This window comes from Vibrio sp. T13N (assembly GCF_032970445.1).
GTDB classification, from domain to species: Bacteria; Pseudomonadota; Gammaproteobacteria; order Enterobacterales; family Vibrionaceae; genus Vibrio; species Vibrio diabolicus.
Window position 1 is genome coordinate 1 of sequence record NZ_JAWJYE010000009.1, and the last position, 16,438, is coordinate 16,438.

At 44.0% G+C, this 16,438-nt stretch carries 14 protein-coding genes; 3 read left to right on the forward strand and 11 right to left on the reverse strand.

Annotated elements, in window-relative coordinates:
- Nucleotides 1–49: 49 nt before the first annotated feature.
- Genes R2S67_RS15385 through R2S67_RS15395 form a run of 3 tightly spaced genes read right to left on the reverse strand, consistent with a single transcriptional unit; the run spans nucleotide 50 to nucleotide 2,506 of the window.
- Nucleotides 50–1,405 (reverse strand): FUSC family protein, encoded by a 1,356-nt coding sequence (locus R2S67_RS15385; protein ID WP_317345517.1) that lies wholly within the window; start codon nucleotides 1,403–1,405, stop codon nucleotides 50–52.
- A 14-nt stretch (nucleotides 1,406–1,419) separates the two neighbouring features.
- Nucleotides 1,420–2,283 carry an HlyD family secretion protein gene (locus tag R2S67_RS15390; RefSeq protein WP_031780619.1) on the reverse strand — a complete coding sequence of 288 codons (864 nt, stop codon included), beginning with the start codon at nucleotides 2,281–2,283 and terminating at the stop codon, nucleotides 1,420–1,422.
- Between the two features lie 10 nt (nucleotides 2,284–2,293).
- A complete protein-coding gene (locus R2S67_RS15395) occupies nucleotides 2,294–2,506 on the reverse strand; it encodes a DUF1656 domain-containing protein (protein ID WP_012841753.1) in 213 nt (70 codons plus the stop codon).
- 302 nt (nucleotides 2,507–2,808) lie between these two features.
- On the opposite strand from R2S67_RS15395, the gene R2S67_RS15400 reads away from it, so the two are divergent.
- Nucleotides 2,809–3,726 (forward strand): LysR family transcriptional regulator, encoded by a 918-nt coding sequence (locus R2S67_RS15400; protein WP_005397348.1) that lies wholly within the window; start codon nucleotides 2,809–2,811, stop codon nucleotides 3,724–3,726.
- Nucleotides 3,727–3,947: 221 nt separating this feature from the next.
- Here the strand turns inward: R2S67_RS15400 and R2S67_RS15405 are convergent, their stop codons facing one another.
- The 7 genes from R2S67_RS15405 to R2S67_RS15435 form a co-directional block, all read right to left on the reverse strand.
- Nucleotides 3,948–4,940 (reverse strand): DUF2955 domain-containing protein, encoded by a 993-nt coding sequence (locus tag R2S67_RS15405; RefSeq protein ID WP_317345519.1) that lies wholly within the window; start codon nucleotides 4,938–4,940, stop codon nucleotides 3,948–3,950.
- Entirely contained in the window at nucleotides 4,930–5,994 is a 1,065-nt protein-coding gene (locus tag R2S67_RS15410; RefSeq protein WP_046875202.1) for an HlyD family secretion protein, read from the reverse strand. Before R2S67_RS15410 ends, R2S67_RS15405 begins: the two co-directional genes overlap by 11 nt.
- A gap of 259 nt (nucleotides 5,995–6,253) precedes the next feature.
- The gene (locus R2S67_RS15415) at nucleotides 6,254–7,405 is read right to left on the reverse strand and encodes an ABC transporter permease (protein ID WP_317345520.1); all 1,152 of its coding nucleotides are present in this window, start codon (nucleotides 7,403–7,405) and stop codon (nucleotides 6,254–6,256) included.
- On the reverse strand, nucleotides 7,402–8,568 hold the full coding sequence (locus R2S67_RS15420) for an ABC transporter permease (RefSeq protein ID WP_268853776.1): 1,167 nt from the start codon (nucleotides 8,566–8,568) through the stop codon (nucleotides 7,402–7,404). Before R2S67_RS15420 ends, R2S67_RS15415 begins: the two co-directional genes overlap by 4 nt.
- A gap of 22 nt (nucleotides 8,569–8,590) precedes the next feature.
- A complete protein-coding gene (locus R2S67_RS15425; protein ID WP_164666839.1) occupies nucleotides 8,591–9,571 on the reverse strand; it encodes an HlyD family secretion protein in 981 nt (326 codons plus the stop codon).
- 3 nt (nucleotides 9,572–9,574) lie between these two features.
- Entirely contained in the window at nucleotides 9,575–10,990 is a 1,416-nt protein-coding gene (locus R2S67_RS15430) for a TolC family protein (protein ID WP_065646402.1), read from the reverse strand.
- Nucleotides 10,991–11,120: 130 nt separating this feature from the next.
- A complete protein-coding gene (locus R2S67_RS15435) occupies nucleotides 11,121–11,348 on the reverse strand; it encodes a hypothetical protein (protein WP_005377125.1) in 228 nt (75 codons plus the stop codon).
- A 477-nt stretch (nucleotides 11,349–11,825) separates the two neighbouring features.
- Between R2S67_RS15435 and R2S67_RS15440 the strand changes: the two genes are divergently transcribed.
- Complete coding sequence (locus tag R2S67_RS15440) at nucleotides 11,826–13,445, forward strand: sensor histidine kinase (RefSeq protein WP_317345535.1); 1,620 nt, start codon at nucleotides 11,826–11,828, stop codon at nucleotides 13,443–13,445.
- Nucleotides 13,442–14,128: a response regulator gene (locus tag R2S67_RS15445; protein ID WP_317345537.1), complete on the forward strand. Its 687-nt coding sequence runs from the start codon at nucleotides 13,442–13,444 to the stop codon at nucleotides 14,126–14,128. Before R2S67_RS15440 ends, R2S67_RS15445 begins: the two co-directional genes overlap by 4 nt.
- A gap of 77 nt (nucleotides 14,129–14,205) precedes the next feature.
- Here the strand turns inward: R2S67_RS15445 and R2S67_RS15450 are convergent, their stop codons facing one another.
- On the reverse strand, nucleotides 14,206–16,341 hold the full coding sequence (locus R2S67_RS15450) for a TonB-dependent siderophore receptor (RefSeq protein ID WP_317345539.1): 2,136 nt from the start codon (nucleotides 16,339–16,341) through the stop codon (nucleotides 14,206–14,208).
- Between the last annotated feature and the right edge of the window lie 97 nt (nucleotides 16,342–16,438).

Here is a 16,438-nt window from a genome sequence, read left to right on the forward strand (position 1 = left end):
CCATTGTTCCATTGTTCAAAGCATTTCCTTATTAAGTTTAATTACTTGTTTAAGCGGTTACGCGGGGATGAAACAGGTCATTAAATAACTTGGCGATCATCAAAATGAGCATGATGTTTACCAGCATGAGTAAAGGTGTTTCGATACGATACTCCGGGGTCAAGTTAAGTGCGCCTGAGGTTAATACCACCAATAAATTGACGCCTAAGACTCTATGGATCATCAGCTGTGGTGTAGAAAATACCTCCCAAATCAAAATAATATTGATGAAATAAAATAACCCTAGTTGCCATAGCTCAGTCATCATGGGCATCAAGAAGATGTATTGCAGCAGTATCACTGAACCTGTTCCCAAAACGCCAAAGAAGGCATCTTTAACAACGCTAGGAGGCATTGTAGGTACTATTGATGAAAAGACACCGGCCAACATAGGGAAGATAAACCCACCTGGTACAGGGAGATAAATCCAAACCAATAACGAGGTGATAAACATCGATAGGCCTTGCAAAACCTTTCTGCGGTCTTCTTTCAAGTGCTGTATGAAAGTCCGGTGTTCACGATGCCAAGATGTTTTCTGTTTCACTTGTTCTGTCAATAAGGTACGACCAATTAGATGCGTGGTTGGCTGAGCGATATTAAATAGCGTCAGGTTTTGAGCCACAGGTTTCCAGTCAATATCATCACAGTGGGGCTTTTCCACTTGTTCAAGTAATCGTTCTTGAATACGTTTCATCTCTTCGAGGCGCAGATGCCACAGCTTTCGATGTTCTTTGAGGTGGTAACTGCCCGTGAGCGGTAATCCCAGTAGTTGGCACATCTTCTCAATGTTTGCTGTGTTGGTTTCAAGGGCATCAATATCAATGTCATTTGGTTTGTCTAAAGCTTTAAGCAACACCTCACGGCTGCTCTCAAAGCGTTGAATGAAATTCTCTTCAGTATTCACTGGCCAAACCAAACGATAAACAACGGAGAAGGTAATGATGCCAAGAATAGTTTCCTGCATTCGAAGTACTGCGAAATGGAACGTCACTTGACTATCAAACCCTCCCATACAAGCGATGATAGAGCACACAGCAAAGCCTATGGAGAACACATAACCGTACTTTTCGTCGCTCGACATGAAAATGCATACACCTAAAAATAGGGTAAAAAAAGTCAGGAACAAAAAGCGATCTTGAGAAAATGCCGTGATGAGGAAAAAGGCATAGCCAATGCCCAGTAGGGTTCCCACTAGGCGATTATGACCTTTGTTTATCGAGTGAGCGAAGCTTTCATTTAATGCCATTACCGCGACGGCGATCGCTGCCCAATAGGGTTTCTCCCATTGAAACCATAAGGCGAGGCAGATTGCGATAACGATAGACAGTGCAGCTTTAATTGCTTCTTTGGTTGAGGCATTGAACATACATTTCACCGCATTTATTGTTTGATGATTTTGATGGATGCCGTCATACCGACGCGTAGTTGAAAATCTTTTGGTAAGTTGTCTAATTTCACTTTAATTGGAATGCGTTGAGCTAAGCGTATCCACTGAAAGTTAGGGTTCACATTAGGCAGAAGGTCGTTACCTGTACTACCGTCTTGCTTCGCGATGCCGTAACCAATGCTCTTGATTTTACCTTCCAGCACCATTTCGTCGTGCATCATTAAGGTCACGTATGCTTTATCTTGTGGATCAACACCAACTAAATCCGTTTCTTTGAAATAGCCTTCGATCCAAAAGCTGTCTTCATCAATTAATGCTACAACTGGTGAGTTTGCGACAACTTGGGAGCCGGTGCGCAGATTAAAATTAGTGATGTAACCATTTGTTGGAGCGTACACCTTGGTGTAATCAAGGTTCAGTTTTGCTTCTTCGACGTTTGCTTTCGCCAACTCCACGTTTGCGATTGCTGTCTCTACGGCGTTGTTCAAATTGTTCAACGTCAGCACAGATACCGCGCCAGGTGTACGCTTTTCTAGTTCCAGTGCACGTTGTTCTTCATTTTTGGCTTTCGCTAACAACGCAATGGCTTGCTTTTGAGCCGCCTGGGCTTTGTGGTAAGACGCTTTATAAATGCTTGGGTCAATCTCAAACAGTAAGTCGCCCGCATTAACTTGGGAGTTGTCTTCAACATATACCTTGATGACTTGCCCGGTTACACGGGGCGTTATAGACACAATGTACGCGCTGACATGACCATCTCTAGTCCAAGGATTGTTTGAGTATGATTGGTAGTAACTGAAAATCACAGTGCCAGCGGAACACAGTAATAAAAATGTGATTAGATAACGTTTTATCACGGAATTTGCCTCAAAAGATGGTTATGAATCGACCAATAACGCCAGTAAAAATCACAATTAGGCTCAGCTCAGCAAGTGCTGGAAACGCAACGTATTTGTGTACCCCTAATTTTGTTGCAACGGTTCCAACCAAAATGGTGAGAATGTAAGCCAATGCAATAACCAGCAACAAGGGTGGGAAGTAAACTTCACCCCACACAAGCTCATGTGGCATTGAGTTCATAGTGCTTTTCTCTATTTATTTGATGAATGCAAAGATAAGAGAAATCCTACAAATGTAATAATCGCTTTTGTAGGATCAAATCCATCAATGTATTTTTTTAGAGAGTTCGTAATGAGTTACGTCTGATGTCGAACGTGCTTTAAGGGGAGTGTGAGTGCGATAAGTTTTCGCATTTACGTGCGGAATAACTACGTATCTAGTGATGACGATAAAAGCCTCGGGTTAACCGTCGCTCTTTCGAGCTAGCATTCTCAATAACTTGTGATAGTTTAGCCATGTAGCCCTAAGATATAAGAAAACCTATGAATTTTAGTTTTGAACAACTATTGGCATTCGTTGCTGTTTACGAGGAGCTTTCGTTTAGCAAAGCCGCTGTAAAATTGAATAAGCACAGAACAACCATCGGGCAGGTTGTTACGAACTTAGAAGATTTACTTGCTGTGAGCTTGTTTACTCGGGTTGGCCGTTCCGTAGAACCCACTGAAGATGCTCGCCTTCTTTACCACTATGCAAAGCAAACAATTGAACAAGCCCGTACGTTCGACAAAGTCGCATTGAGCCTTGCTCATGGTGGCTTAGAGAGTGTCAGTATTGCCTATTCTAGTGCTATCCCACATCGTTTGCTGGTGTTACTTCGTGTTCAATTAGCGGCAGATTTTCCGATGATGCGAGTTAACTTTTTTGTTCGTAACCGTAACGAGATCAAAGAAGGTTTAGCGACTGGTGAGTACCAGTTCGGTATTGTCAATGTGCATGATAGCCGTGCAATACACAGTCTAGACTCGACGTTTTTAGGTCACTTTGAATTTGTTCCCTTTGTCCAGAAAGGTGGTGAACTGGCTTCTATGGCACCCGACCGAGTGTTAACTGCGTTGAGGAATAGCAAGCAATTTGTGTTGCGATCTTTCGTTGAAGAAGGAATGGGTGAAAAAGTTATCGTCAGTTCGAATCATGAAGAAGTCGATCAGTTGGCTCTTGTTGTAAAAATGGTTGAAGCAGGGCTAGGGTGGGCGATTCTTCCTAGAACGCTGGCTCATTCCGAATTTTCTAATAATGATATAGAGCCCGTTGAAGTCTGTGAATTACTAGAAGGCTTTAAGTTTGGTTTTGGCCTTTGGTGTCAACCCTCTAAGCAAATAGGGGATGTAAAAGACTCTATCATGAGGGTTGTTACGGCGTATAGGGAGAAGCTAATCCGCGATTTTAAAGCGACGCCATAACCGTATTCATCCAGACCACATTTATAAACAAGACTCAATTCGAGTCTTGTTTTTTTACTTGAAAAATTCTTTTCTTCTGATTGGACGTTAATGGTTATTGGGAGGGAGTAATCCTCTGTATGTGAGTATAAGATCGATGCTTTTTTTATTTATTCAAGCTTCGTTCAATGAGAAAGCTCATATCGCTCAGCCGCTGTTAGTTTAAGAAAGAGAGGCTGCAGTTATTTCACCTCTTGCTCTGATCTAAATAAATTGAGAACCAGTACCCCTAGAACTATAGCGATAGAAATAGAGACGAATCGAGTCATTTGAGCAGAAAATGATTCGATGCCCGTATTGTTAATAATCTGGTAAGTCAGCACAGTGAAGTTAGTAAAAAGCAATTGATAGATGGTTAAGTGTGTCTGTCGACGTATTGCAAAACACGCTAGTTGCAGGCCACAAAAGATGGTAACGCCAAGTACAACGTAAGTAGGTGCACCTGTGGCTACTGCAAGCATGCATGGAATAGTAAACAAGATCCCTAGGCTTGTAGTGATAATTCGATACCGCCCAAAGGAATGACTGTCTTGATTAATTGGGTGCTTAATCATGCTGCCAAATGTTATTGCGATCAATATCGTTTGAGAGCTTCCAGATGATATTAGCGCGTACAAAACAACACACAATGCGGTTGCTTTAAAGACGATAAGCCCGATATGTTCGTTTGCACCATCAAGAGTGGTTTGGTCTGGTTGTATATCTTTTTCGTCCCCAGGGAATAGCCAAAAGCTAATGTATGTGGCAACCAACGCAACGATGAAACTAGTAAATAAGACCCATGGCAACCCCTCAAGCGACAACCCCATTTGTTGGCTTGTGACCACGATAATCAATACAACAATCAAAGTGAGTGTCGAAACGATGTCTTTGGGATCGCGATGACTTCGGTAATAACTCCAACAGAGAAGTGACCAAGTAAACAGTAAGAAGCCACTAGGAGAGCTCATGAGCGCTCCTGCTAAAGTTACGATGCCAAAGCTGAGAAGTGAGAGTATTACCAGCAATTTCAACATCATGTTGAACGGGGGTTTAGATGGCATCAGTGTTAGAAAAATCACAACGAATATTGGCGCGATAAAGGGAGTAGGTGCACCTGAATACTGTAAGTAAAACAGTAAAAGAATCGGAGTGAAAACCAATCTAATGATTGGGTTTGCTGAACTATGAAACATAAGTCCAGATACTCAACACTCTCATCCAGAAAGAGGCCAGCCACTCTCCAAAGGTGCTTTGCTCAGTTAAAAAAGCGACCGTTGCTTTCGAACCATAACGTACGTTTTCGGGAATATCTCCGCCTTCAAAAACAATATTTACAGGATAGCGCTGTGCGTTTAAGGAATTATTGTCTGCAACCAAAAAGCCAGTTGTCGGATCGACGTCGTTACTGCCACCAGTACCCCAACCAATGCTTTCTACTCGCCCTTCAAACACTCTGCCAGGTAAAGCATCCAACACAATCTTTGTTTTTTGTCCCGCACGAACATGCTCGAGTGAGTTTTCGCGAACAAGCGCTGATACCCACACGCCTCTCGGATCAATGAAAGTGACAAGAGGTGAGCCAGTCGTCGCTTTTTGCCCAACAGTGAGTTGTAAGTTAGAAACGATCCCCTTTGATGGAGCAATCACTTTCGTTCGTTGTAAGTCGAGTTGCGCTTTTTCTAGATTTGCTATAGCTGCGAGAATCTGGGGATTATCTTGCCCTTCGGGACCAAGATTATGCTTGGCTTGAGCTAAGGACGCTTCTGCTGCCTCTAATGTGGCTTGAGCTCGTGCTTTGGCTTCGATGGCGTTGTCTAGCTCAGATTTACTCAATACCCCTTTTGCGGCGAGCTCGGTTACGCGAGCTGCTTGTTCTCTTGCGTTGTCACGAGCTGCGAGTGATTCAATGACCTTAGCTTGTGCCACTTCAACAGCCGCTGTGTTGGCTCCAATGTTTTGGCCAGCAATGGCTAAGTTTGCTTCGGCTGAACGCAGATTAATTTGATAATCTCTTGGATCAATTTCGAAAAGCACATCACCAGCATTAACGACTTGATTATTACGAACATGGATTTCAGTTAGGTTCCCCGAAACCTCTGGAGTAATACGGACAAGATAAGAATGAATCCGAGCGGTGCCAGTGATTGGTGTTACTCGATCAGCCCACAAGCTATATAGCCAAACCACAAAAACGAGGCCAATAATAATAAAGCTTAACTTTCTGGAAGATGATTCCGCTTTAGACATCCAATTCTCTCTTGTTACAATACGTTAGGTAAGCAATGTTACAACATGTGACATAAACAATGCTTCCAAAAAATCAACTATTTGTCGATAAGGTCATGGGATCGTTCCGAAGGTGCCATTTAGAGAGGCTGAAGCATGCTAAACGAACTTTCCAATCACGTTGGCTAACGTCGCCAATAAAAAAGGGGCGATACTTCGCCCCTCAGATCGTCCATCAGGTTTTTGATTTGTGATTATATCTTTGAGCTGTAGAGAGAAATCAACTTAGACTTTCTGTTACAACTGGCTTGTTATTGCGCTTAGCAATCCAGTACGCAACGCTACCCCAAAGCACGGTGAGTGCCCAAAGTGCCGTCCAATGTGGAGCGACTTGTTGCCAGGTTGCCCCCATTTGGTTTAGCGCTAAGAAAGCTTTGATCGCCCATGTACTTGGACTTAAATCTGCAATCCATAGTAGGGGAGCAGGAATGGCTTCAATCGGCCAAATAAAACCCGCCAAGAAAATGAGCGGCATAGAGCTCACTAAGACGACTAAGGTGACAAGTTCACGCCGAGGTAATAAGTAGCCTAGCCAGAAGCCTAGTCCGCAACAACCTAAAAAGAACGGGAACAACATAGCTAGCAATTCGCCCGCGTTGGCGATATGGTTTACGTTTAAGCGTTCGAAGCTAAAACCAAAATAATAGGCGCCGAGTAAATAATAAATTGCCACAAATACTAACGTTCTCACAAGCAGCAGCGATCCCGTTGATACTTGTGACCAGTAGCCACGACCATGACGCTGTGTTCCCGTTTGTAATCCAACCGCCATGATCAACGTTTGTTGTAAAATCAGAACAAATACTGCTGGCACTACGTATTCGATGTAACCCATGGTTGGGTTGAACGTCGGTTTCATATTAAGCTTAATAGCAGAGTAATTATGGCTAGCCATACTCATGGGCACACCATCTATCACCATTTTACTGACTTTCACTTGGGCCCCTAATGTGCCTCCCGCTTGGGCCAATCCTTCTACCACGGTTCCGTACACGAGAAAATACGAGGCGTCCGCAGCGTAGGCCAGAGTCGGGCTTTTACCTAGCATTAGGTCTTTGTAAAAGTGTTCTGGTATGACTAAAAAACCGGTGATCTCTTGTTGTAAAAATGCTTGCTTTGCATCGGCAATCGTATGAAGTCGAGTGACTACGTTGACTTGTGGGGTGGCATCAACCATACGTTCCAGCTTTAAACTCGTCTGACTACCATCTAGATTAACAATCGCGATTGGTTGTTCACGAGGCGTTTGTTGTGCATAAGGCAAAGGGTATAAAAACGAGTAAAATACGACACCACCAAACACGGTCAACGTAACGACTGGATTGGTTAGAACGGCCTTAAATTCCGCTTTAATCAGTTGCCACAATGTCATACCGCCTCCTTAGCTTGGCGTGTTGATGAAGCTGTTCGATGTTTACCCATCAAGGCTGCGGTAATGAGCAGGGGCACAACGTAGCCAATCATAGGCCATAGCGAGCTTAAAGATTGTGCGGCCGATGCTCCATAGCTTGCTTGACTCACTTGTACTTCAATGTAATGGGTAATCGGCAATAATGAACGCCATGCATAAGCGAGCGTGTTCATGTCAGAAACTGGGAATGTAATTCCCATGAACGCGAAACTTGGAGCCGTAAACGCGCCAGCAAAACTCATCGCACGTGCAGGATCCATCGACAAGAAGAAGAACAACGCTCCCATAATGATACAGGCGATAACCGTCACCAATTGTGCTAGTAGCATAACCACAAAACTGCCTTCCATTGGCCAATCAAGCACGGAATAAAACCAATACAAGAACAACGCACCTTGCGCCATAAAGACCGGAATGTACTGACTTAATAGGGAAGTGAGCTTGGCGTATGGCTTTTTGCCCAAAAACGCAAAGCCATTCTTTCCACCATAAATGCGAAAGTGCGCGGTAAGAATCAAAATAGTGCTTACTACAATACATATTTGCCAAATGGCTGGCACGATAGCTGTTACCAAAAATTGTGCGTAGTTATTGTTACGGTTAAATAATGCGGTTATTTGTGTCGACACGGGTACAGCCTGTCCAGCCGCCGCTAACGTTGTGGTGTTACCTTTAGCCAAGTTGCTAATTACTTCAACCTGAGCATCGAAATAGCCTTGTGCTTGCGCAACGGCAGAGTTGATCAATTTCGCTACCAAAATGTACTGACTGTTGTAAAAGACAGAGAGTTGAGGTTGGCGGTGCTGGAGAATATCTTGATCGAACTTAGATGGGATGACCGCGTAAGCGTAGATATCGCCTTCAATCATCGCATTTTTTGCTTCGCTTGCACTGGTGTAGTGATAATTAACAGCCAGACTCGACGACGCATCCAAAGATTGAATGAGCTTTCGAGAAAGTTGGGAATGTTGCAGATCAACCACACCGATTGGCAGATCCCGGGCAATGCCCGCAGAGAACACTCCCCAAATCATCATCGCGAGCAAAATCGGTATCCAAGTAAGGCACGAAAGCAACCACTTATCTCGTCGTAAGATATGCCGCTGTGAAATCTTAATCGTCATAGCATTAACCTAGTGGTTGTGATTAAAGTTCAACGACAACACTCATTCCCATACGCAGTTCAGGTTCGGGTTGAGCTGGACGAGCTTCTACTTCAAAGGTACGAAGATCAAAACCTTGAGAAGCATCGGTTGCTCTCCACGTTGCAAAGTCACCCATAACGGCAACATGCGTTACTTTGAACTCAACATTTTTATTTAAGGCAGGCAAATAGGCATCAAAGGTTGCTCCTTTTTTAAAGTGTTGAAGGTAATCTTCACGCACATTAATTGTCGCCCAGGCATCTTCTGTATCTATCACAGTAACAACCGGGAAGCCCTGAGGTGCTAATTCACCACTTTGAAGTAGAACTTGAGAGACTTCGCCGTCAAACCAGCTGTAGATCTGAGTATCTTTCGCATACGCTTCTACTTCGGCTACCGCACCCGATGCCATGCGCGCTTTTTCCGCCGCAGCTACTTTGGTTTCACTTCTCGCGCCTTCTTTTGCCATTTCGTACATTTGAAACGCGGCACTTTCTGTGTATTTCGCTGCTTGCCATTGAGTTAAAGCTTCATCGCGCTTTTGTTCTGCAACCACGCCATCTTTATAGAGGTTATTCACGCGATTGTAGGTTTTTTCCATTAAATTCGCAGCGGCTTTGGCTTTCATCCACTGATCTTTTGCTGCTTGGATTTGTTGCTCACGTGCGCCTTTCTCAGCTTCTTGAGCTAAGGCGTCCGCCGCTTTTTCACCTGCTTTTGCTTGTTCTAACTTCGCTTCAATTTCAGGACTATGAAGGGTAAAAATAAGCTGACCTTTCTCTACATCGTCGCCTTTACGGACCATGACCTCATCAATACGCCCTGGAACTTTTGAGGAAATGCTGTATTGCTGGGCTTCAATTAATCCCTGTAAGCGGATCGGTTCAGGTTGATAGGCTTGGTAAAATTGATAGCCAACCCAAGAGACAACACCCAAAGCACAAAGTGAGAGTAAAACGGGTTTTAGTGATTTAGCTGCCATGATTTATTTCACCTCTTTGGATGTTGAAGCAGGGATATAAGCGGTATTTTGATATTGTTCGAAGCTGTTCATTTCACTGCTCAATGCGAGTAGTTTGGTTAAAGATATTAAATAGCGGAAACGTGCCGCTGAACGTTGTGTTTCTATACTCGCGACATAAAGTTGTGCATCCACAACATCCAGAGAAGACGACAGACCCTGAGTAAATGCTTTTTCACGCAAGCGCAGGTTTTCGTTAGCGAGTTCAATGCTAGATGCGAGCCCTTGTACTTCATCAATGGCTTGCTGAGCCTCCAAGTATGTCTTTTGGACTAACAGCGATAAGTCTTGTTTGGCTTGGGACTTTAATGAGTCGACCTGCGAGACGACGCTTTGAGCGGCTTTGACTTTTTCGCTTCGCCCTGTTGATTCAATCAGTGGAATGCTCACACCGACACCAACTAACCAGTCAGGCTTCATTTGGCTTGCGAGAGAGTCGTCTTCATACAAGCTGTAGTCGCCGTAAAGGTAAACTTCAGGATAGTATTTCCCTTTTTCTGCTTTGATTAAGCTAGAGGCTTGTTTGTGTTTAGCGCTCAGAAGGTCTAACCCCGGATAGGTAAGCAACGTTTGATCGACAAAAGCGGTAAGAGGAGGAAGACTGTCGTTGATAAACAAAGATTCAGCGGGCTCTACGGCGTCATCTTGTGCGAGTAATTTACCTAATGCGGCCTGAGCGATACTCAAATCGCTAGCGGCTTTACGTGTTTCTACAGATGCTTTATCTAAAGAAGCCTCGGCTTGCAGGCGCTCAACGTGTGCGATTTGTCCTTGCTCTTCAAGCTTAATGGCAAAATCTCGATGCTTTTTTAGTCCAGCTTCAACCGCTTGCCGCGTTGCGAGTACTTCCTTTGCCAGCACGACAGAAAAGTAGTACTTCGACAAATCTTCAAAGCGCGCTTGTTGTTCCATTAGAAGCTGGCTTTTAGCCTCATCTGTTTTGCCTTCTGCTGCTGATTGAGCAGCAGAAATACGACCACCAGTAAAAATTGGCCAAATGGCACGAATAGACGAAGAGAAAATATCGCGTTCGGTTATGGTCGAAGTGGTATTAGCTAAGGCACCAAAAATAGGTTGAAAAGCAGGAGGTACGTTAATGTGTGTTCCTGTGCTGTCTAGGATCTGTTTTCCCGACAGCGTGATATCGGTATCTAAACGCGTGTAATTCGCGCCAATGGTAACCTGAGGTAAGTTGAGATTGCTGGTGGCACTCTCTTGGTATTGGTAATTCTCGACGTTTGAGCGTTGAGCTTTAAGAGAATAGTTGTTTTCTAGCAATAACTGCCATGCGGTATCAAAAGTGATCGGTGCTGCATGACAGGCAAGGGAAATCGAGCTGCTAAGTAAGCCCAGTATCCAAAACTTTCCTGTTTTTTTCATAATGGCTGCTTTGTCGTAGAGTATAAGCTCTAATATAAAGGATTCGTAACTTGGTGTTAAGTAGGAGGGGAAATTGGGTAGTAGTATGCGCCCAGTTATGTTTGTGCTGGGCGCGGGAGATGTTACAAGTTTACTTCGTATATGGACAGTGAAACTCTGCTCTCCACTCAAGCTGACGAGAACCTCGCATCGTATTCAATAGGTCTTTTCCACTCATTTGAGGGAACGATAACAGGACCTTGAGATCAGAAGTACCGCCTCCGTTTTTTTCATAAGCCCTGACGTGTGTAAACGTTGAATACATATTCTCTGACAGCATCGCCTTATTCAGGCATATTCCAAAGGTATCGCGTTCCATGTTTGGTGTTCCTTCTAACTATAAATGCACCTCTGTTTATAGTTTTCCAGTTTTCAGATGGTGTCTAAGTGTTTGTCATATAGTCAGTATTTGTGTTTTGTTTTATTTGTGTCCAAATCACTGACATCAATGTTGAGCTTTTAATAGACTTCCAGCTTCACTGCTTTCTAACCGAAACTCTCAATGGTTTCGTTGATTAAAAATTATACGTTGGAAAGTCTAAAAACGCCTCAAAAACCGCTAAAATCGATGTGATCACGATCATGTTTTAAAGGGCAATTTATGTATGGAATTGAGTATCAGAGAGGAATGCTGAATTTGGTGAATGGTTGTAATTTTATGTTTCAGCTCGTCGATTAATTAACCGTAAACTCTGCGGTTTGCTTGCCTTCCTCACAGATTTATCACCGCAACAAAGCCATGCTGTTAACTGAGTGTTAACGTAATCGCTTGGGAGTGAATCATAAGGATGTATCAATGAGTTGGAAAACGATCAGCTTTCGTAAGCGAATGCTCATTATTATGACGCTGTCGGGGTTGATAGAGCTTCTATTGCTTGTCGCTGCAGGATTCACTTATCTCAAAATCAATCAAGAGCAAGAAATGGGAGAAAAAGCACTGGGTGTTGCCCGTTTTTTAGCAGACTCCGCCGTTGTTCGCGAAATGGTCGCTGCCCAAAATCCTCAGCCATACCAACTTCGTTTCCGAGAATTAACCGAAGCCATCGGTGCTGCATTCATCGTTATTGGCGACCATGAGGGAGTGCGATTAATTCACCCCGTTGATGAGCGATTGGGTAAACCAATGAGAGGTGGCGACAATCGTCGAGCGCTAGAGCAGGGATTGTCTTATGTTTCGACGGCACAGGGCTCGTTAGGTTATTCAGTTCGTGGTAAAGCTGCGATTTTTGACGAGCAAGGGAACATCATTGGTGTGGTATCGGTTGGCTATTTGCTCGACCGGCTGCAAGACCGCATCGAGCCATTTTTGGCCTTTTTGATTTTAATGGTCATCGTAGTTGTCGTCGCTAATGCCATTGTATCCAATTATGCGTCGAGAAAGTTTCAGCGCGCCATTTTGGGGTTCGAGCCTGAAGAGATAGGGCGGTTGTACGGCGAATTAGAAGTGACGATGAGTACCATTAAAGAGGGCGTGTTAAGTATTGATGCCCAAGGGATACTTCGCTCGATCAATCGTAGCGCCTGTCAGATTCTCGGTATTGATAGAGAGGCAGCTCTTAATAAACCGTTGACTGAGACGTTACGCGATAGTGACTTATATACGGTGCTAGAAACCGGACAGGAAGATCATGATATTGAGATATTCCTTAATCATAAACGTCTGATCGCAAACCGTTCGCCAATTTATGTGGATGGAAAAATAGTGGGGGCAGTATCGAGTTTCCGTTTAAGGGATGAAATCAATGACCTAACCGAGCAGTTATCACAAACCAAAGAATATGCAGATTTATTACGTTCGCAAACCCATGAGCATCGAAATAAGCTCAACACCATTAGCGGGTTAGTTCAGATGGGTGAGCTGGATGCCGTACAAAAGTTAATTGGGCAAGAAACCGCACACTATCAAGCGATGATCGAATTTTTAAGAGACACCGTTAAAGACCCGTTAATTGCTGGTATGTTGCTTGGAAAAACTGAACGTGCTCGCGAGTTAGGCTTACAGCTGGTGGTTGAAGAAGGCAGCCGTTTGGAGCCTCTGTCTGAGTGGCTAAATTCTGAAGACCTTGTCACCATTCTGGGCAACTTAATTGATAACGCTTTCGATGCCACGTTAACTTCAATTCGTGATGAGTCGAATGTTGCATCGGAGCGCAGAAATATCGACGTGTCAGTGAGCGATTACGGAAATGAAGTGATACTTGAGGTGATAGATCAAGGCTGTGGTTTACCAAGCGATATAGAGCCGCAGGTGCTATTTAAAAAAGGGGTGTCGACGAAATCTCGTCAAAATCGGGGGGTAGGATTGCATCTAGTCAACCAGCTGGCTACTCGATATCACGGCCATGTTGAGATGATGCCCAACACAAATTATGGAACAAGAATAACGGTGTATTTACCCAAGGAAGAACAATTATGAGTATGGCGACTCGCGTAATGATCATTGAAGATGATCTGGCTATTGCTGAGCTGCATCACAAATACTTAAGCCAATTGGCAGGCTTGGAAGTGGTCGGCATTGCGACCACGAAAATGGAAGCGGAAATGCAACTCGATATTCTTAAGCCAGACCTGTTGTTGATGGATGTATACCTTCCTGATGGAACAGGGCTTGAGATACTCAATACATTGCGTGTGAACAACCAAACTTGTGATGTCATTTTGATTACCGCGGCAAGGGATGTCGATACGCTACAACAGGCAATGAGAGGGGGGGTCGTTGATTACCTACTCAAACCAGTGATGTTTCCACGCTTAGATGCCGCACTGAAAAAGTATGTGTCCCAACGCCAACAACTAGACATCGCAGAGAGTTTGGATCAGAACCTCGTTGATAAAATGCTGCAGTCTCACGCCAATCAAGACAACTTGCCGAACCGATTACCGAAAGGGATTGATGGTGTAACCTTAGATAAGATTAGAGAGTTGTTCCCAAATGGTAGTGTGCTGACCGCTGATGAGGCAGGCGAAAAGATTGGTGCGAGCCGAACAACGGCAAGGCGCTATTTGGAGTATTTGATCAGCACTGGTGAACTAGAGGCTGATTTAAACTATGGGTCGGTAGGTAGGCCGGAAAGGTGCTATAAGAAAGTGATACGGTAACGTATATTTTGATGCTAAATACGAAATGAAAGCGATGGCTTGTTTTAAACAAACCATCGCTTTTTCGCGCTGAGGAGTTAGAAATTATATTCTAATTTCGCTTCAATAGAGCGCTCAGCGCCAAACCAACAGTTATTTTTGTCGTAACAAGAATAGTATTCTTTATCGAATAGATTGCTTGCTGAAAGGGTGACGCTAGCCCCTTTCATTGATTCAGATACTGTTGAGAAATCGTAACTTGCTGCTAAATCAAACAAGGTGTAGTCAGGCACTTTTTCGCTGTTTTGAGCATCAATTTGTGCTTCTCCGACATAGCGAACACCAGCACTGGTACGAAGGCCTGAAAGATTTCCTTCAAAGAAGTAGTTGGCCCATAGAGAGGCCGTTTGCTCAGGTACCCAAACCGGCGTTTTACCTTCTTGGTTGTAATAACTGTCCTCGGTAATCTCCATATCGGTATACGTGTAGCCTAGAGTGAAATCAGCTTGTGCTGTGGCTTGCCATTTTGCCTCAAGTTCAATACCTTGTGATACCACTTCGCCCGCTTGATAGTTCGGTGCATAAGGATTATTCGGATCGGTCAAGATCGCGTTTTTCTTCGTAATATGGAAGAACGCTAAATTACCCGAAATATCGCCAGACAATGGCGCGTATTTAAAACCGAGTTCCCACTGATGCCCGGTTGATGGTTCAAACGCTTTGCCTGTGGCATCTGCACCTGCAATCGGCTCAAAACTCTCGGAGTAAGTAAGGTATGGGGATAGGCCGAAGTCGAGTTCATACAAACCGCCGACTCGGAAAGATACATTGGTGTCGTCTAACTCTTCCTTGCTGTTGGATATTGCTCCTAGGTAATCGCTCACGGCGTCTGTATTTGAATCGTATTTATCCCAACGAAGACCCGCAATCATTACAAGTTGGTCGTAACGAACTTGATCTTGCAAATAAACGCCAATTTGCTTCGTTTTGATATCTAAGTTTTGTTTGTATTGGAAATTCAGTGCATTACGGTCAATGCTGTTGTGGTCAGGATTAAAGATGTCCTGAGTTAGCGAATACCCAAGCGTATCTTTGTATTTTACATCCGAATCTAGATACTGATAATCAAGTCCGAACAATAAGTTATGTTCAAAGTCTCCCGTTTTAACGTAGCCAGATAGTTGGTTGTCAATCACAAAGGATTTGGACTTTTCATCGGTTAAATAGGCATTTCGACCAACGGTACGGTTATCCGCTTCAAGTGCACCGTTATATGTGTTTTCCTGATAGGCATCGGCGGTCATGTAGCGGGCATTCTGTAGAAATTGCCAATCGTTGTTAAAGTCGTGTTGGACTTTGTAACCCATCATCAGAACTTCGCGTTCGTAAGTGTTCCAGTCCTCATCCCCCAAATAAGTGCTTGGTGACATCGAGCCAAGTGGGTTGTCAATCACTGAGCCAGACGCTGGCACGGTCGTGTAGATACCTGCTGATGGATCATTTTGATAGTAAACATTCACGTTGACTAAGGTTCTTTCTGTCGCTTGCCAATTGAAAGATGGAGCGAGGACATAACGTTCGTCTTCAGACGTATCGGCTTGACCATCTCGCTGTTTTGCTAGGCCGATAATACGGTAATCAACATTAGAGTCACCAATTTGTCCTGTGGTGTCGAACGTCAGTTCTTTTAGGCTGTTAGTCCCAGTACTAATCGAGACAGAGTGCGAAGGTGTTGACTGAGGCGCCTTGGCGATAATGTTGACCATACCTCCTGGTGGAATATTACCGTAAAGAACAGACGTTGGCCCTTTAAAAACCTCGATTTGTTCAAGGGCAACGGAATCGACCTGAGGTTGAAGATTCCAGCCGTTGTACAGCAAAGGCAGACCATCATAAAAGTTGGTGTAGTTAATAAAACCACGAATATTGAATAGGTCAAGTCGGGAAACGGCACCGCCACGCAGCTCTGTATTTACGCCAGGCGCGTAACGCAATGCTTCGCTCACCGAGTTTACGCCGCGCAGGTCCATGTCATCTTTAGTGATTACCGTGATCGCTTGCGGCGTTTCTTCCGGTTCTAAAACGGTTTTAGTTGCGGTGTTTCGGTATGTTTCGCCAAGTACTGTGATAGTTTCGTGCTGAGAAGTGCTCTCAGTGGCACTGGCGTGACCAGCAATAAGCGCGGATACCACGACTGCAACCGCAGAACGATGAAATCGATTCGGACTTTCCATATTTATTAATTCCACTACTTTTATTTGTTGATAATGATTGTTGTTTGCATTCTATAGCGAAAGAAATAGGAAAAGTTAACAATTTGGTGCAAAGCCA